Source organism: Enterococcus sp. BWR-S5 (assembly GCF_016745255.1).
GTDB lineage: Bacteria > Bacillota > Bacilli > Lactobacillales > Enterococcaceae > Enterococcus_L.
This window is the reverse complement of the sequence record NZ_JADOEQ010000012.1, coordinates 71,272-91,666: the sequence shown is the minus strand read 5'-3', so window position 1 is coordinate 91,666 and position 20,395 is coordinate 71,272. Positions and strand designations below refer to the sequence as shown.

19 protein-coding genes and 1 tRNA gene are annotated in these 20,395 nt (G+C 39.8%); 3 read left to right on the top strand and 17 right to left on the bottom strand.

Annotation, left to right across the window (positions count from 1 at the left end):
- Positions 1-108 precede the first annotated feature (108 nt).
- From IW510_RS14035 to IW510_RS13975, 13 genes are all read right to left on the bottom strand, one after another.
- On the bottom strand, positions 109-1,314 hold the full coding sequence (locus IW510_RS14035; RefSeq protein WP_202060666.1) for a hypothetical protein: 1,206 nt from the start codon (positions 1,312-1,314) through the stop codon (positions 109-111).
- A 19-nt stretch (positions 1,315-1,333) separates the two neighbouring features.
- A complete protein-coding gene (locus tag IW510_RS14030; RefSeq protein ID WP_442896433.1) occupies positions 1,334-2,173 on the bottom strand; it encodes a YitT family protein in 840 nt (279 codons plus the stop codon).
- A complete protein-coding gene (locus tag IW510_RS14025; protein WP_202060665.1) occupies positions 2,173-3,300 on the bottom strand; it encodes a M20/M25/M40 family metallo-hydrolase in 1,128 nt (375 codons plus the stop codon). The genes IW510_RS14030 and IW510_RS14025 overlap by 1 nt, the downstream gene beginning before the upstream one ends.
- 1,147 nt (positions 3,301-4,447) lie before the next feature.
- A complete protein-coding gene (locus IW510_RS14020; protein ID WP_202060664.1) occupies positions 4,448-4,687 on the bottom strand; it encodes a hypothetical protein in 240 nt (79 codons plus the stop codon).
- 453 nt (positions 4,688-5,140) lie between these two features.
- Positions 5,141-6,370, bottom strand: coding sequence for a zinc-binding dehydrogenase (locus tag IW510_RS14015; RefSeq protein WP_202060663.1), 1,230 nt, complete (start codon positions 6,368-6,370; stop codon positions 5,141-5,143).
- A 117-nt stretch (positions 6,371-6,487) separates the two neighbouring features.
- Entirely contained in the window at positions 6,488-7,348 is an 861-nt protein-coding gene (locus IW510_RS14010; RefSeq protein ID WP_202060661.1) for a mannose/fructose/sorbose PTS transporter subunit IID, read from the bottom strand.
- A gap of 11 nt (positions 7,349-7,359) precedes the next feature.
- Positions 7,360-8,175, bottom strand: coding sequence for a PTS mannose/fructose/sorbose transporter subunit IIC (locus IW510_RS14005; protein WP_202060660.1), 816 nt, complete (start codon positions 8,173-8,175; stop codon positions 7,360-7,362).
- A gap of 14 nt (positions 8,176-8,189) precedes the next feature.
- Positions 8,190-8,678, bottom strand: coding sequence for a mannose/fructose/sorbose PTS transporter subunit IIB (locus IW510_RS14000; RefSeq protein WP_202060659.1), 489 nt, complete (start codon positions 8,676-8,678; stop codon positions 8,190-8,192).
- Positions 8,678-9,091 (bottom strand): PTS sugar transporter subunit IIA, encoded by a 414-nt coding sequence (locus tag IW510_RS13995; protein ID WP_202060658.1) that lies wholly within the window; start codon positions 9,089-9,091, stop codon positions 8,678-8,680. The genes IW510_RS14000 and IW510_RS13995 overlap by 1 nt, the downstream gene beginning before the upstream one ends.
- An 11-nt stretch (positions 9,092-9,102) precedes the next feature.
- A complete protein-coding gene (locus tag IW510_RS13990; RefSeq protein ID WP_202060657.1) occupies positions 9,103-9,897 on the bottom strand; it encodes an SDR family oxidoreductase in 795 nt (264 codons plus the stop codon).
- 221 nt (positions 9,898-10,118) lie between these two features.
- Positions 10,119-10,189 (bottom strand) — tRNA-Cys (locus tag IW510_RS13985).
- A gap of 241 nt (positions 10,190-10,430) precedes the next feature.
- On the bottom strand, positions 10,431-11,660 hold the full coding sequence (locus IW510_RS13980) for a hypothetical protein (RefSeq protein WP_202060656.1): 1,230 nt from the start codon (positions 11,658-11,660) through the stop codon (positions 10,431-10,433).
- Positions 11,661-11,812: 152 nt separating this feature from the next.
- On the bottom strand, positions 11,813-12,757 hold the full coding sequence (locus IW510_RS13975; protein ID WP_202060654.1) for a sugar-binding transcriptional regulator: 945 nt from the start codon (positions 12,755-12,757) through the stop codon (positions 11,813-11,815).
- Positions 12,758-12,942: 185 nt separating this feature from the next.
- Between IW510_RS13975 and IW510_RS13970 the strand changes: the two genes are divergently transcribed.
- The 3 genes from IW510_RS13970 to IW510_RS13960 all read left to right on the top strand — a co-directional run bounded on the left by IW510_RS13970 (position 12,943) and on the right by IW510_RS13960 (position 15,841).
- On the top strand, positions 12,943-13,788 hold the full coding sequence (locus IW510_RS13970; RefSeq protein WP_202060652.1) for a MerR family transcriptional regulator: 846 nt from the start codon (positions 12,943-12,945) through the stop codon (positions 13,786-13,788).
- 467 nt (positions 13,789-14,255) lie between these two features.
- Entirely contained in the window at positions 14,256-14,729 is a 474-nt protein-coding gene (locus IW510_RS13965; protein ID WP_202060650.1) for a GNAT family N-acetyltransferase, read from the top strand.
- Between the two features lie 185 nt (positions 14,730-14,914).
- Positions 14,915-15,841: an oligosaccharide biosynthesis protein Alg14 gene (locus IW510_RS13960; protein ID WP_202060647.1), complete on the top strand. Its 927-nt coding sequence runs from the start codon at positions 14,915-14,917 to the stop codon at positions 15,839-15,841.
- 59 nt (positions 15,842-15,900) lie between these two features.
- On the opposite strand, the gene IW510_RS13955 is transcribed toward IW510_RS13960, so the two are convergent.
- The 4 genes from IW510_RS13955 to IW510_RS13940 form a co-directional block, all read right to left on the bottom strand.
- Positions 15,901-16,383, bottom strand: a complete 483-nt coding sequence (locus IW510_RS13955; RefSeq protein WP_202060646.1) for a SprT family protein — start codon at positions 16,381-16,383, stop codon at positions 15,901-15,903.
- Position 16,384: 1 nt separating this feature from the next.
- Complete coding sequence (locus IW510_RS13950) at positions 16,385-18,577, bottom strand: Tex family protein (protein WP_202060645.1); 2,193 nt, start codon at positions 18,575-18,577, stop codon at positions 16,385-16,387.
- Between the two features lie 219 nt (positions 18,578-18,796).
- Complete coding sequence (locus tag IW510_RS13945) at positions 18,797-19,531, bottom strand: metallophosphoesterase (RefSeq protein ID WP_202060644.1); 735 nt, start codon at positions 19,529-19,531, stop codon at positions 18,797-18,799.
- Between the two features lie 449 nt (positions 19,532-19,980).
- Positions 19,981-20,388, bottom strand: coding sequence for an EVE domain-containing protein (locus tag IW510_RS13940; protein WP_202060643.1), 408 nt, complete (start codon positions 20,386-20,388; stop codon positions 19,981-19,983).
- Between the last annotated feature and the right edge of the window lie 7 nt (positions 20,389-20,395).

Genomic DNA, 20,395 nt, shown 5'->3' with positions numbered 1-20,395 from the left:
CTTTCCATCAACCAACAATCCAAGTCGTTCGTTGTAGATGCTTTTCCATATAAGATAGTGAGGGCAGAGGTTCTGCCTCTCACTATCTTTGTTTTCTTGCTGCCTATTTTAACCAATCATCAACCCAACAATTAATCCACCGGTAAGTACAGAGGTTATTGTTATCGTTGAAAATCCGGCTGTTACCATGATTGGCAGGAGGTTCTGTTCAATTACAGCAATCTCCTCTTCTGATTCTCCTACAGCGGCAGCGGCCTCCTTTGTCAACACCATTGTTCCTGGGAAGCCAAATAGTGTTGTCATCCCAACTGCAATGGACAATGGTCCAGAATAACCCACTGCTTTTCCAAGAAAGTAAGAAGCGATAAAGATGACTAGCACTCCTGCAACGAGATAGAACGCAATCGGTCCTATCAGCTTCAATAAATCAGCTGGCACAATATCTGCTAAAGGTCCAAAGGCAATGACCATGATTGAAATCATCAGTAGTCCGAAAGAGTCTGTAGATGACAAGGCATTTGGTTTTAAAATCTTGAAATGTCTCAAGATGATCCCTAGAAGTAAAGCAATTACAAATGTATTGACATAGCCATTACTCAAATCACTTAAGAGACGAGAGACATAGACTGTTGCTCCTAAAAGGAACAAGGTTCCATAAGCTGTCTGTAAAAACGCTGGAAGAATGCTTTCTTTTGCCTCTTCAACATTTTCCTTTACTTCATTTTCATAGAAGGTCAAATTGCCTTTTCTATATTCTCCCCGTACTCGAGTAGCTTCTTTCTTCAAGATATTCGCTGTTACTAAAAATCCGACAAGATTCTTCAGGTTGAGTATCAATAAAGGGAAAACCGCTAGTAAGTAGCCAGTCAACAAGCCCAAATCTCCGCCTGCTCCCATGATTTCAGCAACCTTATCTTGTACCATCAATATCGATAATGTACCTCCGGTAATTGCTGCAGTTCCTGCAACAGCAATGTTTCGATCGAAGATGATCCCTCCGATAAAAATCAACACCAGTGTCAATACAACAACAGTAATCGAGCCGATGACGAACGTCCGCCATTGCGCCTTCAGGTCTTCAAAGCTCATCATCGTTCCTAAATGTACGATAATGATTCCCACTACTGCATTTCCGATTCCCAATAATCCTGAGCTTTGAATAAGATCATGCGGCAGCCAGTCTGCAGCGAAGCCGATAAGAAAAATCATGGATGCAACAAGCATCATTGAAATCAGTGCTTTTGTTTTTGATGATACCAACTCTCCGACAGTCCAAATCAACATAACAATTGTAAAAGCTAATATTGGTTCCATTTTTTTTCCCTCATTCCCATCATTGTATTGGATGATACGTAAAGCCTAAGCCATGAACTTCTGCAACATTATAGGTGATCACGAAGCTTTCAGGATCGATCTGATCAATAACTTTCTTCACTCGAGGATACTCCTGATCAGCAACAACGATCAAAATCATTTCCCGTCCCTGCTCATCTTTTCCACCACGAATATCAAAGAGCGTCATGCCTCGATTCATCTCATCTTGCAAGTGTGTTCTCATCTCAGTTGTATGTGTCTGACTGATGATCATGACGGCCTTTCTTCGTTTCAGCCCAGTCTCAATATACGTCATAACTGCTGAGGTTATTCCGATAGATAGTATGGCAAACAGAAACTCTTCAAAGCCAAAAACATACAGACTCATAAAGACGATCACAACATCGGTTAAAAAGAGCCCCATAGAAGTATTCAGTCCAAAGTATTTTTCAAAAATCAGCGGTGGGATCGTTGTTCCGCCGCTTGAAGCTTGTATTTTATATAAAAGTGCTACGCCGACTGCAAAAATGACACTTCCAAAGACTACTGATAGTAAGCGATCTGTTGTCAATGTGACTTCCGGAACCAGATGTAAGCAGATAGGGAAAAGGATACTGCCGAACAACGTATTCAAAAATATCTTTTTCCCTAAGAAAATCGCCGCTAGAACCAATAGAACAACATTGAATCCCATAACAACCCATGCTCTGTCAATTCCCAGCATGTACTCTAGTAAAATCCCAATTCCGCTTACCCCGCCTGCCGCAATATGATGTGGCCCTAAAAACATATTGATACTGATCGCTAGCAGTAAAACTGCGGCAGTTATTTTTAAAATTTGCATCCCTTGCTTCTTCATTACTGCACCTCTGTTCTCCTCGGAGAATTCTTAGCTAGCTCAATAACCAGCAGAACTGCCTTTTCCATCTCTTCAACGGGAATATATTCTTCTGTGGTGTGGATTTTTTCATAGCCTACGGATAGATTGACTACTCGCTTGCCTTTTTCATTAAAGACATTGGCATCACTTCCTCCTCCGCTTGTTTCTCGGATGATCTCATACCCTAGCTGTTCCCCTGCTGATAAAAGTAATGTCATCACCTGCTCATCATCACTGACATCAAAGCCTGTAGCCATTTTTCTGATATCGATCGTTACCTCTCCTCCATGAAGCGAAGCTGATTCTTCAAATGCTGCAACCATTTCTGCAATCAAGGTATCCGCCTTAGCCGGATCGATCGCCCGAACTTCCCCCTTCACTAAAAGTGAGTCCATTACGATATTCGTCGCCTCTCCTCCCTTGATAACACCTATATTTGCTGTTGTCTGTTCATCGATCCTGCCCATTTTTATTTTCTTTAACGCATCAGATAAAATCGCAACAGCTGATACTCCTTTCTCCGGCTCAAGTCCGGCATGTGCCGCCTTCCCGGTTATCGAAACGTCATACATGAACAGCGTTGGGCTTGCAATAGTCACTCTCCCTACTGAACCGCCGCTATCGAGAACATAACCCATTGATGCTTCTATCATGCTCATATCCAATGCAGAGGAACCAATCAAACCAATTTCTTCACCTGGAGATAAAACGAATTCTAAATTGCCTGTATCAATCGAGTCTTCCTTTATCCTTTGAATTGCTTCAATCATGATCGCAATTCCAGCCTTATCGTCAGCACCCAAAATTGTTTCACCTTTAGAATAGAGAATTCCATCATTCTCTATCACTTGAATACCATTCCCCGGAGTCACAGTATCTGTATGTGATGAAAACATCAACGGTTCTTTCTCGCTGTCTCCCTTGAGCATCGCAATCAAGTTATTCGCTCCTAATCCTGTGGTCTCCATACTCTGATCTTCTTTGATGTTCATTCCAAAAGAGAGAAATTTTTCCTTTAGCAGCTCATGAATTTTTTCCTCATTACCTGAAACCGAATCAATGGTTACCAATTCTTCAAACGTTTTGACCAATCTAGCTTTACTCATTCCAATCACTCCTATTAATTTATATTGTTTTTGAGATTTTTTTTAATCAAATCCTTCTTCGCTTTAAACTATAGCAAAATTATTATTTAATTTATAATCAACTTTTTCACAAAGCACTGAAAAAACTACTTATTTTCTCTTTTCAGTTCAAATCGAATTGAAGAGAAATTCCTACTATATATTTTATTGGTTTGAGTATAATCCTTAGAGAAAAAGTGGTCAAAAATTAGGATTTTTCACATTTCAAAAAGAAATTTCAATATAAGTCTGGCTTCTTATCTAAAATTGGATAAAATCCTAATGTCAAAATAAAATCTACTCAACACTACTAGGATGCAGATTAATCATTTTTTAAATAACAGTCACAATTTATCCTCATTCATTTCCAATAAAAAACAAATTAAATTAAAAAAATCCTCACTTTTCCCTAACATAATTTAAGTATCACTAAAATCATCTGCAATCCACATCACAACTTTTTGCAACGCACATAGAAAAATTTTTGGGGAAGAACATACATTTTAGTGATAATTTTTTTGAAAGGGTGTGGTTATACGATTTATCTTAGAATAAGCGTACTTTGTATATTTTGTAAGAAAACGGTAAAAAGAGAGTTCAAATCACCATCCTTATTATTAACGAATTAGAAAAGAATTTCTCACAAAACTCTTTTCAAAACAAACATACTAAGATTAGTGGATAAGATATTCAGCGAAATATCTTACCCACTATTTTCCATTTATAGCGTATAGTAGGGGGGGAAAGGAAGCTCGAACAAAGTCCCATGGATTACGAGTTCGAAACATAAACCGAACTCCTCCACTGTCCTTTTAGAATCTAGTTTAAGTATGTTGGGACTGCGAGTCCGTGTAAAGGAAAGTGGAATCGGTGAAGGTCTTTCAATTAAAAAGAAAAGAGAAAAGATAATCGTGTTTATTTTATGATGTCTCACAAGGAGAGAGCTACAAAGTACTTTATCAAGACAAATGTTGCCTTTTAGAAGGGAAAATTACGTATAATCAACAAGGCTTTCATCTGTTATTGGAAGAAATTCGTTCGTTAGAAAAAATTTGTCAGGACAATTGCTTATTCTATAGTCTGTTAAACCCTTTAGAAGCAAAAAAACAGGTAGAAGAAGAGTCTTTGCTTAGTTGGAAAACCGATCAAGCCGATGCATATCAATTGGCTCGGACTCATCAGAAATTATTGATCGTTCTTCTGACTCCGCGTACAGTCGAATAACTGCTGATCCTCTGTTTCCACTTCTATCCAAATCGAAAACTCTGTATTTTTCTCCATCTATTATAATTTCAATTCCTATAGTTTTTAAATATTCTTCACTAGCCCCATCAAATTCGGACCAAATATCATGTACTGTTACTTTCATTTTACTTCCCCCTTAATCTAATCAATCCTTTTTGGAGAATCAATTTTTTTCACTTAAAATTGATTTATTTCACCAAACAATTGTCCTAACAAAACTTCTCTACAAGCTGAGAGTAGACACCTGTAGCTGCAAAGACAATTTCAGGTATTTCTGTAGCGTATTGATTTCTTGGAGTAATTCTGGAAATCCTGCTTGATTATACTGGATTTTTTCTTCTTTCAAACAATATGTACCATAATAGAGCACCTTGTAACTTTCTCCCTTTGATACATCAGGAGTTAAAATAACTGTCATTCTTATCTTCTTTTTTTAGAAAGACCCCAGAGTTCCATTCAGATTCAAGGTCTACGAGGCTATGGTTGAACTTCCTTTCACCTCACTATACTCTATAAATAAAAATTAGTGGGGAAGGTATTCGACAGAATATCTTCCCCACTAATTTTAGTTTGTTTGCTATATTTCTTCAAAATTGCTTAATACATACTCTTCTGCTTCTTTCGACCAAATACCGTCATTTCCTTTAACAATTTCTGCTAATTTTACATCCAAATTGTTCAGCTCAGTCAGGTCCACTCTATCAAAATTCTTATGTGTGTATACCAACTTCTTACCTCCGCCAATCTCAGGCTGCGTCAAGGTTGTTTCGCCTACTGCGTTCAAGCCCAAAATATGCGTCACTACATTTGCCACATGAACTTTTTTGCTTTCGATTAGCGCAACTGCTTTTCTCATATCCTCTGTATTTCCACCGGAAGTCCCTACATAATGCGTAAATGAATAATGAAGATCATAGAAATTGATTGGCGCAGAGAAAGCTTTATCCTGTGGACCGGCGAAAAAGTTGAGACAACCGTCTGGATTTAATAAAGCTGCTGCATCAGTCAATACTTGAGAAACTGGAATCATCACAAAGATATCATCAAACTTTCCTTCAATTGTTTGCTCCAGCTTCGCTACTTGGTCCTTCTCATCCTTTACGTTTACATAGAAAACGTCAATCCCATTTTGACTTGGATAGAGAGCTTCTGCTCGACGTAATTTTTCCTCATTCACATCTGTCACAACAATTTTCTTAGGCTTTCGACCGCCATGAAGTGCATAGTCAATTGCTAATAAGCCCATCGGTCCTGTTCCACCCATAATCAGTAATGTACCATCTTCTTTAATACCCATTTCATGCTCATAGCTATTGTCAACCAGATGATAATTGGCTTCAAAGGCGCCAATTACACAGGACAGAGGTTCAATCAACGAGCCTTCAAAATAGGTTTCTCCATTATATGGAATCAAGCAATCCTGTTCCATCACATCTTTAGATAAAACAATGTAAGTAGCGTCTCCGCCAGTGTAGGCATAAGAATATCCCGGACAATCCGGACGATCACTTAATTGAAGATTCGCCTGAACCACATATTTTTCTCCTGCCTTGAACTTGTCCTGCCACTTCGCTCCGACTTCAAGAATTTTCCCACAGAATTCGTGTCCGACGATAATCGGATTTTCAGCAAGATTATCCGGTGCCTTTTTATGGTCTGCTCCCTGATTTGCCAATTTCCAAGTAGACATACAAATGCTATCTGTAACAACTGAGGCCAGAATCTCATCCTCTTTGATTGCAGGAAGTTCAAATTCTTCCAAACGTAAGTCCTTTTTTCCGTATAATCGAACAGCTTTTGTTTTCATGATTTTCAGTATCCCCTTTTCCATTTTGTCAAAACCGACTCTTTATTATTACCTTGCTATCAGTAAAGCCCTTAGATAAACGATGCTATTTTTATCTTGAATTTTTCCTGACTTCTTTTATTGTAGAATCCCCAGGCCATAGCCGATAATTCCTACCGCAAATAAAATGAAAATCAGTAAAATCGGACTAACCTTCTTTTTCAACAGCTTCATCATCAGTAAAGTCAAACCAAGTGCCAGTAAGCCCGGCACTAAATCATCAAGAATATTTTGAACCGTTGTCACTACAGTTTCTCCGTCTGCTCCCGGCGTTTCCGAAACAACTAACGGCACATTGATTGTTGTCCATTTTGTTACCAACACGCCCATGATAAACAACCCAAGAATGGTTGCTCCTTCCGTCAGCTTTTGCAACAGATTTCCAGATAGATCCTGAACAATATCAAGCCCTTTTCTGAAGCCATAGGTTAAGCCAAACCATTTCATAGATAGCCGAACCAAATTGAAAGCGACAAAGAAGAAAAGTGGCCCAAGTACACTGCCGTTCAACGCCAATGAAGCACCTACTGCTGCAGTGATTGGTCGCAATGTTCCCCAAACCAAGGGATCGCCAACACCTGCTAATGGTCCCATTAAGCCGACCTTCAAGCTGTTGATGGTCCCATCATCGATTTCTGCACCACTCGCTTTGGCCTCTTCCATTGCAATGGTTACACCAATAACCGGTCCACAAACAGCGGGAGTTGTATTGAAAAATGTTAAATGGCGTTTCAAAGCTTCTGCTTGTTCCTCTTTTGTCTTATAAACTCGTTTGATGGTTGGAATCATATCGACACAAAAAGCCAGTGCATGGATTCGCTCATAGTTAAAAGAAGCCTGTTGAAAATTTGAAAAAACAAAGGTTGTCATTAAGTCCTTTTTAGTAATTAAAGATTGTGTTTGCTTTTCAGTATCACTTACTGTATTTACTGTCTCCATTTTGCTCCTCCTTAATCTTCCAATTCATCATCCGCTGCTGAAACACCGGCAGCAACAACAGCTCCTGCTTGCGGTTCTGCTGGCTGCTTCTTGAAGTTTGGGTTTAGCTGTACATAAATCAATGCTGTAATCAATCCAACCGCACCAAAGGAAAGCAGACTGAAATCCAAATACCCGCCTAAGACGAATCCAAGATAGAAAAACGGCATTAGGTATTTGACACTCATCATGTTTAACACCATCGCATACCCGACAACTACGATAAACCCGCCGGCAACTGCCAAGCCTCCGGTTACAACATCAGGAATCATGGATAGCATGGTATTAACCATTTCTGCGCTGACAAACATTGCTACAATTGTTGCCGGAATTGCTACCCGCAACGCCTGAACAAACAAAGCGCTAAAGTGAAGGAAAATAATCTTATTAAATGCTGCCTTTTCTGCCTCACGGTCTGCTGCATGCTGAAAAGCTACTGTAATTGTTCGAGCAATGACGGTCAATACCTGACCTGCTGCCGCAACAGGTAACGCAATAGCAATCCCTGCTTGAATATCCTGTTGACCAACGATAACCAAAATTGTTGAAATAATACTTGCTAAGGCAGAATCAGGTGATTGCGCAGCGCCAATGTTCATCCAACCTAAGGCAATCAGCTCTAAGGTACCGCCAAGAATTATTCCCGTTGTTATGTCCCCCAGTATCAGTCCAATTACTGTACAGGCAATTAAGGGGCGATGGGTTTGAAATTCATCAAGCACACTTCCCATACCTGAAATAGCTGAAAAAATAAAAATAAGTATAATTTGAATTACTGAAAGCTCCATTTGTGCTCCTCCTTCTAATTAACTGCTTCGTTGAGCTTCGCTTCAAAATCAATCCTTGAGTCTGTTGCCACTACCCGACAATCCAACACAACACCCTGTTCCTTTAACTGCTTAAACGCTTGAATGTCCTGATCGTTTACAGATATTGCTTTGGTAATTTGTGTTTTTCCTGTTCTAAACTGCATCCCACCGATATTGATTGACTCTAGCGGTACGCCTGCTTGAACCAGCTCAAGTACCTCTGTTGGATTTGTAAACAAGTAGAAAACAGTATCTGATGCATATTTAGGATTGTTAAACACCTTTACAGCCTTCTCTACGTCCACAATATTCACTTTGATTCCCGGTGGTGCCGCTTGCTTAACTAAGGTTTTACGAATGGTATCCTCATTGACCTCTTTGCTGACTACAATGATTCGTTCTGCTCCGGCTTCCTTCGCCCAAACTGTGGCTACTTGACCATGGATCAAACGGTCATCGATTCTAGCTAACTTGATTTCCATTACAACTCCTCCTCTTCCTCTATCAGCTCTCCGGTGAAGCATTGCACGGTTTGCCCGGCCAGCTCTTTCATTTTGCATGCGATTTCATTTATTGATTCAGTCTCAATGAGACTGGCTGCTTCTAATACTAGGGGTAGTGACATTCCCGATATCACTTGAATTTCCTGCTCTTCTTTTAAAGCAATACTGCAGCTTGCGTTATACGGCGTCCCGCAAAACAGATCGGCCATAATCAATGTCGGTTCGTTGTTTCTATCTAATGTCGCTTTCAGCTTTTCTTCAAGACTTTCCAAACCATCCTGCTTCTCAAAGGCAATTGGATGAAAGCGGTCATTTTCTCCAAATATCATTTCTAAAGAATTCTTCATTTCCACTGCTAAAAAGCCATGGGCAACTAAAATGATTTGAGCCATTCTTCTCTCCCCTATCCTCTGGTTTTTCCACCGGCAACATTGATTGTCACACCGCTGATGTAGCTGGCCTTGTCTGAGATTAAATAGGCTACGGCATCAGCAATTTCTGTTAATCTGCCGCTTCTTCCTAAAGGAATGGTCGCTGTTTGACTATAGCCTTGTCGGATATCTTCCACTGTTTTTCCTCGAGTGTACGCTAACGCCGTTTCATATTGCAGTGTTCTCAAACCCGTTTCTTCCATAATTCCAGGTGCAATTCCAACCACTCGAATCCCTTCTTTACCAAGCTCTTTTGCCCAAGAACGAGTGAAACTGTTCACTGCTGCTTTTGTCGCTGCGTAACAGCTTTGCCCCTCTGAACCTTCCAACCCTGCCTCAGAAGACATATTGATAATAACGCCGGACTTTTGTTTCAGCATAACCTTACCGACTAATTGGCTGGCTAAGTACACGCCCTTTTGATTGATTGTTGTCATTCGCTCAAACAGCTCATCTGTCAGCTCATAATGACTATCAGAGTTCTTATCTGCTAACAGCGCCGGAGTATTTACTCCTGCATTATTTACCAAGGCATCAATCTTTCCATATTTGTTCATTGTAAAATTGACTAGCTCTTCAACCGATTCTCTTGAAGTAACATTCGTCTGAACAAAATCCAGATTGTCATGCTGCAGATTTCCCTCGTTGATATCGCCATTTACAACAAAAACGCCAAGTCTGCATAACCCCTCTGCCACTGCTGCACCAATCCCTGATGAAGCACCTGTAACGATTACTACTTTTTCTTTAATATTCAACCAGTCCATCTTTCATCCAGCCTCTTTTCACATTTGATATCTTAAATTAACATTTGTGATATCACAAATTTATTATATGTATATGCTTTCACAATGTCAATAGGTTTCTGCACATTTGATAAAACGAAATCACAAAAACGCAAAAAACTTGTTTGCTTTACACACATCGTATAAAGCAAACAAGGTTAAATTATGCAGAAATGCTAATGAGTTTTTAGTCAACAGAGAAAAGGCGGTAACCGGATTTGAACCGATGATAAAGGTTTTGCAGACCTCTGCCTTACCACTTGGCTATACCGCCGTTGTTACGATTAATAATTGAATCAATTTGAACTATATCATGCCATCGATCGCTAACTACTCCTACATCATACATGATTTTTTACATCGGAAAATTCGTAAAAGATTCGGATAGTTTTAATCACACACAAAAGATAATTTAAGCGAAAAAGCTGAGGATTGGAACACCCTCAGCTCATTTTTCAATGTTATTCATTAACGCATTTACATCAAATATATTTTGTGTTATTTGTAAGCGCCCATCAGATGTCAGGAGCAGATAATTCATAGACTTCTAGCGGGGAAATAGTTGTAGATACGGTAGAAGCTTGGAATTCCGGGAAGTTTGTGACTGTGTTTATTCTTGACTGACCACTGATTAGGCCCTGATATCCTTGTGCGTTACAAGCATAACTCAACCATCTATAGACCGTTTCTCCAGGCCATTCCACAAAAGGAAAACTTCTAAGCGAGGCCAGATTATATGCCAAAGCACTAGACATTCCATGTATCATTCCAGATGCTTGTACAGACAATGGGTCTACTCTGCCAGATAGGATTACATTTGCATTAATTAAGACATTAAAATCAGCAACAGCATATTCCATTTCTTCTTTAGCAGCCGCCCAAGTATTTGACACTTCATTTAAATACTCCGCATAGTCATTCGCAGAAGTGATGGCCTCGTTTCCCGCACTTTCATAGACAGCAACAAACTCTTCCCATTCACCCAGAGTTGTCATAGATTGAAGCTGACTATCACTGTATCCAATGATGTCAAAATTTCCACCAAATAGAAAATTTTGAAGTACATTAATAGTTGGCTGCCAAGTATTCTGATAATCATCATTGGGATCTCCTGCATTTCCTGCTTTCCAACCTATTGTGTATTCATCAAATGCCAGTAAAAATTGATCGTGTGCTTCGTAAAAGTTTTTATAAGCATTTGCCTTCTCTATTAACTCCATTGCATCAGCTTCAACAGCCTGAATGTATGCTTCAAGGTCTTCGCTAAAGGACTCTGGACTATACGTCTGCACGATGTTATCAATTGGGGCTGTTCCACTATCATTGTAAAGCTCATTTTTTTCCTGATAGGCTAAAATAACTGGAAGTTCGTCATGATATACTGTATCCAATGCTACCTTGGCACTTTCGTATGCCGCTGTCCAATCTGCTATTGCAAGATCGATAGCAGGTAAGTTCTCTTGAGTGATTTCACCACTTGGAAAATCAGCTATTACGGTATTCATATCAGCGATTGCCAAATTAATTTGATTTTTTGCCATTTCAGCCAGCTCGTAGGCAGTTCTTGCTTCCTCATAAACTGCTGAACTATAGTCAGCTTGCGTTGATTCCACATTAGCAGACTCCACTTTAGCATTTCCTTCTATCTCGGTGGCAGAGACAACAGATGGTGCAAGTATACCTATCCCCAACACACTACTAAACAACATTACCTTTGAAAGATACCTTCTGTAATAAGTATTCATTTTAACACCTTTTTCCTTCTTTTTATTTTTAATCACCTATAATAGTAACACACTTTAAGAAATAATTATTTTATAAAATGATTTTATAAACATTCAAAAATCACAAAAAAGACCATTCGGCAACCTGCACCGAATAGTCCTTTATTCTTTATTTAGTCTAACAAAAGAATTTCCTTCGCCGTTTCTTCTGTTGTGACAAGTGTCGTCAATATTCCCCCTAAAAGAGCCGCATGAATACTGCCAACTTTCTCCTTTGATTCTGCAATCCCAATCCGTTGTGGTACTTTTTTCAGCTGCTCCATCGTTAAACCGATAATCCGATCATCCAATGAGCTCTTTACAGATTTACCCGCTGTATCAAAAAAACGAGACAACACATCGCCTGCGATACCCTTGGTTTCCAAATCTTTAATCACTTCTTTACCATAAAATCCTTGCCATACATCATTTGCACTCAAGCTGGGACTGCCGATACCGAATACAGCCACCTCCAGCTCTTGCCAAAGCTTAGACAGCTCTTGATTGAAGGAATTCATCATCAATGCCGTTCTCAATTCAGTCGTCTCAGTGATAGCCGGTGAATCAATTAGTAAAGCCGAACAGCCAAGTTTTTTTGATGCTGCATAGGCAATCGTATTCACGTGATATTCACTGGCCAGCTTCCCGGAAGGCCCGCCAATCATCGGCAGACAAAGAACATTTTTCAATTCTCTAGAACCCATTTCTTCAACCATAGCTGCCAACGCATGCCCCCATGAAAAACCTACTTTCATTCCATCTTTAATATATTCAAGAAAATAGTCACTGGCTGCTTTTCCCAAGAAGTGTTCTTTTTGCTGTCGGCTAAGCTCAGGTGCAACCGGAATGACCACTGCCTTAGTCAACCCAAATCGCTGTTCTAATGTCTGCTCCAGAGAATAGCTCGTTGATTTATCATAATTGATTGTAATCTGAACGACCCCTTCTTCTCTGGAACGCTTCAACAGTCGACTGATTGTCGTCCGATGAATATTCAGCTCTTTCGCAATCTGGCTTTGGTTTTTGTCCTCCTGATAATACATTTCAGCTATTCTAATTAGTAATTTTTCTTCATCCATAATTACGCTCCTTTATCATCTGAACAAACTATAGCATACTATTCACATTCGTGAAAGAATAATATCATTTGTACTTGAAGTTGATTACTAACAAAAATTACAGATTATTCTTTTTTACCTATTTACTTTGAAGCTGCTTCATAGTTTAGTATATAGATATCAATTGATTGTTAAAGGAGTTTCTTATGAATATTGCGCAATTTTCAAAAATCAGCGGTGTGTCAGTCAGTACCCTACACTATTATGATAAGCTTGGACTTTTTTCACCGGTTGAAAAACATAAGCTGAACGGCTATCGCGACTATCAACTCGAGCAGCTTGATGAACTAAATAAAATTATGATTCTTAAGGATTCCGGAATCAAACTGGAAATGATTAAGGATTTACTTTCAAAAAAGACAAATACAGCTGATTTGTCTCTGCTGCTTGAAGAAAATATTTTGTTACTTGAAAAGGAAATAATCGACAGAAAAAAACGTATTCAACGAATACACACAAATTTATTTTTATTAAGGAATGGAGGAATTCCCGCAATGAACGAAATTATCATAAAGCAGGTTGAAGCAATCAACACTGTCAGCCTGAGAAGAAGTTATCGGAAAAATGACCTCAATCAAAGCTTTGATGAATTTTGCGAACAAGCTTGGCAGGAGTTAGAACAGACGATTCGATCGTACAATATTTCACTGACTACTCCTTGCATGACTCGCTATTTCGAAGGCCTTTTTATCAACCAGGACAGCCCAACTATTGACCTTGAAATCATTGAACCTATTCTAAAACCGCTCCAACCAGCAGCTTCTGCTTCCGTTCAATTACAGACCTTACCGGCACAAAAAGTGGTCAGTGCCATTCACCGTGGTTCTTTGTCAGAAATCGAGCCTGTTTTCAATAAAATGATGCTTTGGCTCAATAAAAACAAGTATACAATCAATGGACCTGTCAGAGAAATTTATCATCGCGTAGAAGCCGCTTCTTCAAATGAGCCAGATGTGCCTGTTACAGAACTACAAATCCCAATTGCTGATTAGCTTGCTTTCAAAAAGGCTATCGTCTGAAGAAGTAAGTTTTCTATCCATGAGAAGCTATGAATTATCACTATTCTTTTCCTATTGTTATGTATTTTATAGTACGGTATATTTATAACTAGGAGAAAAAAAGGGGGAAGCGTTTATTCAATGGCTTAAGTGTATATAATTATTGTTGGTATAGTAATGGTACTATTGTTTTTTCTTTTAAAAAGAAACGAGAAGAAAATGTCTGAAGGCCTTTACTCAGTTTTAATCGTTCTTTTCTTTGTAATTTCAGGTATATTTTTTTCTCTAAGCACAGTTTACTTATTCTTTTTCGAGGCACTGCCTGAGCTTTTTGATTCATTTTTAAAATCTATTCGATCGATGGGCTAAATGGAGACCTCCGTTTTCTATGCATTATCATCAGTTCGGCTGCTTTACTGAACTTTTCTATGTCGTACATTCGTTTAAAAGGAGGAACTATTATGAAATTGACTCCAATGTCCGAGACAGAGTTTCTTGACTATCTCGACAGTGCAATCGATAGTTATTCAAAAGAACTGCTGCACAGTAAACGTTTTACACTGGAACAAGAGGCGTTTAAGTTTGCCTCATGGGAATTTAAAGAAGACATCTTCCATGATGGGTATCATACTGAAAATACACTTGTTTACAATTTGGTCCACGAGACACAAACAGTCGGTATCATTTGGCTGTTATTGGAAGACGGTGTCGCATTTATTGGCGATTTTCTTGTTTATCCAAAAAACCAAAGACAAGGGTTTGGTACCAGTGCATTGAATCAAATAGAAACTATAGCTCAAATAAATGGAATGACAGCTATTCGCTTGGGTGTCTTCAAACACAACCAGGTTGCAGAGAGACTATACCGGAAACATGGTTATTCCATCTATAAGGAACGGGAAACAGATTATATCTTAGAAAAATTATTGAACTAACTTTCAGGAAGCACAGCTAAAACATTGCTGGGCTTCCTTTTTTTACGGTATTTTTACGCTCAGTAACAATTTATAGAATTTTCAGACAGTTTGTGCATTTTCTTTCAAGCAAAATAGGTTTTTATTTTTTTAGAACGTGGTAGTATAGTCAAAACTATTATCTTATGGAAAGCGAGGAACGAATCATGAATGATCGAACGACACTTTTAGTTGCTAAAAATGAACATTTATATTTTTTTGATACACTGTCTGATATTGATGTTATTGCAGGTCACCAACTACTTCGCGCTCCTTGGGATAAAACAAACTGGGAGGAAAAGCTCTCTCAATACTCTCTGATTGTTTTTCTTGATTATGGCTTTGAGCCTAAAATGGCTGAGGTCATCCGCCCCTACACTCAAGCAAAATTCGTCCTCTTCTTCTGGAACCATATGACCAAAGAAAAAATCCAGCTGCTTTACCGCACACAGGCTGAACCATATATTGACGCTTACTACACCTTCGACCCATTAGAGGCACAGGAATTTCATCTCAACCATAATTCCACCTTTTACTCAAGACGTATGCTGCTTCCAAATAAGGAGCTCAAACGTGACCTTTTCTTCGGCGCTTCTGATAATGGTCGAAGAGAGGTGGCACAATCACTTCTAATGATTTTTAATTATCTCAAGCTAGATACTCATTACTTTATCTTAAATGGGCGAGGCAATGAGCAAAAGGGCTACCTTTCCTATGAAGACTACCTAAACTTCGTTGCTGAAAGTAAAGGAATTTTGGAAATTATGCGACCCGGACAAACCGGCATCACACTCCGCTCACTTGAAGCCCTTTTCTTTAAGAAAAAGCTCGTCACTACAAATAGAAAAATTCGCCACTATCATTTCTATAATCCTGAGAACATCTTTATTATTGGTGAAGAGGATTTTGCTCGGCTCCCTGAATTCCTTGACTCTCCTTATCAGGATACGATGGATGAGCTATTGGAATTTTATAGTGAAGAACAATGGATGAGTCGTTTCCATGCGGACGATACAGCTTCTTTCGAAACAAAAGAATACCGTTCTCAGATTTTTAATCACGACTATACAAGCGACAGACTTTTTTCTGCATAGATGAGAAACATTGACTAGCAAAAAAGAAACACTGCCAAGAAAATGGCAGTGTTTCTTTGCTAGTCATTTTTAGTAACCTGCACTAATCTTCCACGGCAGCTGCCGCAGACATAGCGACTAACATTAACTCTTCGCTGTCTCCTTATCATTCCACCACAGTCTTGACACTGATAATAGTGGTAAGAGACTTTGCGTTCCGTCAACGGCTGTACATAGCGGCTGCCGCCAGTTTGCTTAAGAAGCTCTTTGAAATCTCGGTCCTTATGCTGATAGCCTCTTTTCTCAAGATGAAGGTGGTAGTGGCAAAGCTCATGCTTCACGACACCAATCAGTTCCTCCATTCCATGCTTTTCCAGAACCTTAGGATTAAAATCGATATCATGGCTTTGAAGATGGTATCTTCCGCCAGTCGTTCTCAATCGGCGATTAAAAAATGCACGGTGTCGAAATGGTTTATCAAAGAAACGCAATGATATTTCCTCTACCAATTGCTGCAGCTGCTTTTCAGAGTATAAATCAACAGAGACGGATGAAACAGACACGTTATTTCTTCTCCTTCACAGCTGGAAGCATAGTTAGACTGATTCGGCCCTTCTTCAAATCAACATCCTCTACCCAGACAGTTACTACATCTCCTACCGCAACAACATCTGTTGGATGCTTTACAAAGCGATTGCTTAGCTTGGAAATATGCACAAGACCATCCTGCTTCACGCCAATATCTACAAATGCGCCAAAGTCAATTACATTTCGAATTGTTCCTTGAAGCTCCATTCCCGCTTTCAGGTCTTCCATAGACAAGACGTCTTTTCTTAGAAGCGGTGCAGACATTTCATCCCGCATATCTCTTCCCGGCTGCGCCAGAGAGGACAGAATATCCTTCAACGTTTCTGTACCAACAGCTAGCTCATCCTTAATCTGAGTTAGCTTCAATGCTTTGATTTTCTCCGTTGTTTCAGCTGTACCCAGTTCCTTCAGTGATACCTCAGCTTTTTCTAAAACTGCTTTTGCCGTATCATAGCTCTCCGGATGGATTCCTGTATTATCCAATACATTTTTTCCATCAGGGATACGTAAGAAGCCAATTGCTTGTTCGTAGGCTTTAGGCCCCAAACGCGGAACTTTTTTGATTTGATTTCGAGCAGTAAACTCCCCATTTTCATCTCGATAGGTAACAAGATTATGCGCTGTTGTCTTGTTCAATCCGGAAACATATTGCAGAAGCTGCGGACTGGCGGTATTCACATCAACACCTACTTGGTTTACCGCGGTTTCCACAACAAAGCTCAGCTGTTCAGCTAAACGCTTCTGCGATACATCGTGTTGATATTGACCAACACCAACTGCTTTCGGATCAATCTTCACCAGCTCAGCCAAAGGATCCTGTAAGCGACGTGCAATACTAACAGCACTTCGTTCTTCAACTTGAAGATTTGGAAATTCTGTACGAGCTACTTCACTGGCTGAATAGACGGAAGCCCCCGCCTCATTAACAATCACATAATAAACTTCTCTGGAAACCTGCTTCAGCTGCTCAGAAACAAATTGCTCAGATTCACGACTGGCAGTCCCATTCCCAATCGCAACCATGTCTACATTATACTGTTCAATCAGCTTGCGAAGTGCCGGACCCGCGGCAGCTCTTTTTTCACCGGAAGCTGGTTTATGCGGGTAGATGACATTGATTGCCAACACCTTTCCTGTTGGATCAACAACAGCCAGCTTACAGCCTGTTCGATACGCCGGGTCAAACCCTAAAACAACTTTTCCTTTCAATGGCGGTTGTAGTAGTAAATTACGCAGATTTTCTCCAAATATTTTTATGGCCTGCTCATCCGCCTGTTCTGTCAGCTCATTGCGAATTTCCCGTTCAATTGCCGGACCAATAAAGCGTTTATAGCTATCTTGGTAAGCCGTTTCGATATAGGAAGCACTGATTGACTGCTGTTTTTTCCCAATTAGCTGTCTATTGAAATACTCATTAATTTTCTGTTCATCGACTAAAAGAGAAACCTTCAGGATATCTTCTTTTTCTCCGCGATTGGTTGCCAATACACGGTGAGAGACCATCTTGTTTATCGGTTCTGAGAAATCGTAGTACATGCCGTATACTTCTTTCTCGTCCTTCTCCGCATTCTTCACACTACTGACATATTGAGCTTTGTTAAAGGTAAAATCTCTAATCCACTTACGGAATTTAGCCTCATCACTGATTCGTTCAGCTAAGATTTCATGTGCGCCTAGCAACGCTTCTTCCGCAGAGGCGACTTCTTTTTCAGCATCGACATAGTTTTGCGCCTGTGCCAGAACGTCGCCTGTTTCTGGAAGAGCTGCAAGCCAATCTGCTAATGGTTCTAAGCCCTTTTCCTTGGCAATCGTCGCTTTTGTCCGTCGTTTTTGCTTATATGGACGATATAAGTCTTCCACCTGCTGCATTTTTACTGCAGCAAGAATATCTCTTTTCAATTCATCAGTCAGCTTTCCTTGCTCCGCAATCAGACGCTGAACTTCCTCTTTGCGTTTTTCAAGGTTTTCCAGATACGTATATCGTTCTTCGATTTCTCTAATCTGAACTTCATCCAGACTGCCGGTCATCTCTTTTCTATACCGTGCAATAAACGGAACAGTATTACCTTCACCTAAAAGGGTCAGCACTGTTGTTAGTTGATTTAGGCGGTACCCTGCCAATTCTTTTTGAAGCAAGTCCACTATTTCCTGATTATAAGCCTCTGCCATTTTTTCTACCTCTTTCTTTAGCATACTCGTCTATTTTAGCATACCCTGCCCTTTTTTTATAGAAAGGTGTAGAACTAGATGAAGCTATTTATCGTATGAAAAAACCTGATAGCTTTATGCTTCAGGTTCTTAAAAAGTAAACTAGTTTTTTAAATCATAACGAATGAAAGGATGTTTCGAATCAAACCGTCTGTTATTATCCCTTACTTAATTAGATTTCTAAAAATCCGGCTGCCAAGGTCCCTTCATATTTTGATACTCAATATCCTGCACAATTCCCGTCTTGTCAAAAATAACGCCATGGACGGACCCGCCAAAAACTGCACCGCCATCAATACCGATTTTATTATCCGATAGCCATAAATCTGTCGTCTGCATGTCGCCATGAAGCATGGGTGTGATCGTGTGACCAAAAACAATTTTCTTACCAGTACTGTTTTTTCCATGGTGAAAGGCATCCCGAATCCAGATAAAATCATGCGGACTTGTATTATGCCAATCCGACTTTGTCAGGTCTACTCCGGCATGAACAAAAATATAGTCGTACCACTCATAGTATAGCGGTCGTTGAACCAGAAACTCTACCAGCTCCCCATAACGGCTGCGAATCATCATCGCAATCTCTGTTGGCGAGTATTCTTCTGTCGCGCCTTTATGAAGCAGACTCTCCATTGTCTCTTTTCCGCCATTTCTGACATAGCCGGGATACCAATCTTCAGGGTTTTGTAAAAATTGGAGAAAATATTCTTCGTGGTTTCCTCTGAGATAAATCGCTCCATACTCCTCCACCAACCTTTTCCCCAACAAAAAACATTCTTTTGTTCTTTTTCCACGATCATTCAAATCGCCAATCAAGACCAGCTGATGCTTTTCCTTGTCATAATAGTCAATTAAATGTTGGAACAGCTCATATTCCCCATGGATATCACTGATGGCATAGACATATTCTTTCATAGCAAAACACCTCGCATCTCCCTATTCTCTTTCCCCTAGTATACCTCACATACAAAAGAAAAATAACCATTTTGCCAATAAGAAAAGTTGAACGAGTCGGGAGCTCATGCGCGATATAGGGAACTGACTCAGTGATGTTCCTTATCGCTGATGACAGTTCATCTTATCGTCAAGTGAGCTGACTCGTGAAGCTAGACAAACAGAAAAGCTGAACAGCGCGGGAACTTCTAAGCAATATAGGAACTTGACTTGATGATGCTCTTTATCATCGAAGACAAGTTATCTTATTGCCGAAGATAGCTGCTCGTGAAGCTAGACAGTGTCCTCAGATTTCTCTCGCTAACTCTTGGTATCACTGAAATTATAGTCATAAAAATTTTACAATTCCTTTATAGTAAAAAAAGCACATTGCAACGGATTTCCATTCACGCTGCAATGCGCTTTATCACTTAGCCTTCCACCATACTGAAGGCAATGAGTTCAAATAGTTCCTCCGAGATTTCAAAGTGACCAAACCTCAGCTTTGAACGATAATCCTGCCAAACAGGAAACTTGCTGATTCCTTCCAAGGAAAGTGGCGAGGTAACCTTTTGAAAAGAAACATTCTTTCTATAGGGAATGAAGCCTGGATACATTTCAAAAGGATAGGCTTCACCCTCTAGCACCTGCCCAACAGCCATAAATTTCCGATAAGGCTGATTGGTCTGCATCGACACCTTTGGCGCATAATAAATCAACCAATCCCCTGCTTTCATCCTGTTTAACGGGGCACATTTTCCATGACAAAGTTGGGCAAAGCCACCTGCCACACCAATTTCAACATGTTCCTTTGATGCAACGCCTATCCAAAATTTCATTTTCGAA

Coding starts and splice junctions, on each gene's coding strand:
- IW510_RS13950 (WP_202060645.1), bottom strand. CDS start 18,577: ATGGCAGAGGCTTATAATCAGGAAATAGTGGACTTGCTTCAAAAAGAA.
- IW510_RS14020 (WP_202060664.1), bottom strand. CDS start 4,687: ATGAAAGTAACAGTACATGATATTTGGTCCGAATTTGATGGGGCTAGT.
- IW510_RS14035 (WP_202060666.1), bottom strand. CDS start 1,314: ATGGAACCAATATTAGCTTTTACAATTGTTATGTTGATTTGGACTGTC.
- IW510_RS13970 (WP_202060652.1), top strand. CDS start 12,943: ATGAATATTGCGCAATTTTCAAAAATCAGCGGTGTGTCAGTCAGTACC.
- IW510_RS13965 (WP_202060650.1), top strand. CDS start 14,256: ATGAAATTGACTCCAATGTCCGAGACAGAGTTTCTTGACTATCTCGAC.
- IW510_RS13940 (WP_202060643.1), bottom strand. CDS start 20,388: ATGAAATTTTGGATAGGCGTTGCATCAAAGGAACATGTTGAAATTGGT.
- IW510_RS13995 (WP_202060658.1), bottom strand. CDS start 9,091: ATGGCTCAAATCATTTTAGTTGCCCATGGCTTTTTAGCAGTGGAAATG.
- IW510_RS14030 (WP_442896433.1), bottom strand. CDS start 2,173: ATGAAGAAGCAAGGGATGCAAATTTTAAAAATAACTGCCGCAGTTTTA.
- IW510_RS13980 (WP_202060656.1), bottom strand. CDS start 11,660: ATGAATACTTATTACAGAAGGTATCTTTCAAAGGTAATGTTGTTTAGT.
- IW510_RS13975 (WP_202060654.1), bottom strand. CDS start 12,757: ATGGATGAAGAAAAATTACTAATTAGAATAGCTGAAATGTATTATCAG.
- IW510_RS14015 (WP_202060663.1), bottom strand. CDS start 6,370: ATGAAAACAAAAGCTGTTCGATTATACGGAAAAAAGGACTTACGTTTG.
- IW510_RS13960 (WP_202060647.1), top strand. CDS start 14,915: ATGAATGATCGAACGACACTTTTAGTTGCTAAAAATGAACATTTATAT.
- IW510_RS14025 (WP_202060665.1), bottom strand. CDS start 3,300: ATGAGTAAAGCTAGATTGGTCAAAACGTTTGAAGAATTGGTAACCATT.
- IW510_RS14000 (WP_202060659.1), bottom strand. CDS start 8,678: ATGGAAATCAAGTTAGCTAGAATCGATGACCGTTTGATCCATGGTCAA.
- IW510_RS14010 (WP_202060661.1), bottom strand. CDS start 7,348: ATGGAGACAGTAAATACAGTAAGTGATACTGAAAAGCAAACACAATCT.
- IW510_RS13945 (WP_202060644.1), bottom strand. CDS start 19,531: ATGAAAGAATATGTCTATGCCATCAGTGATATCCATGGGGAATATGAG.
- IW510_RS13990 (WP_202060657.1), bottom strand. CDS start 9,897: ATGGACTGGTTGAATATTAAAGAAAAAGTAGTAATCGTTACAGGTGCT.
- IW510_RS14005 (WP_202060660.1), bottom strand. CDS start 8,175: ATGGAGCTTTCAGTAATTCAAATTATACTTATTTTTATTTTTTCAGCT.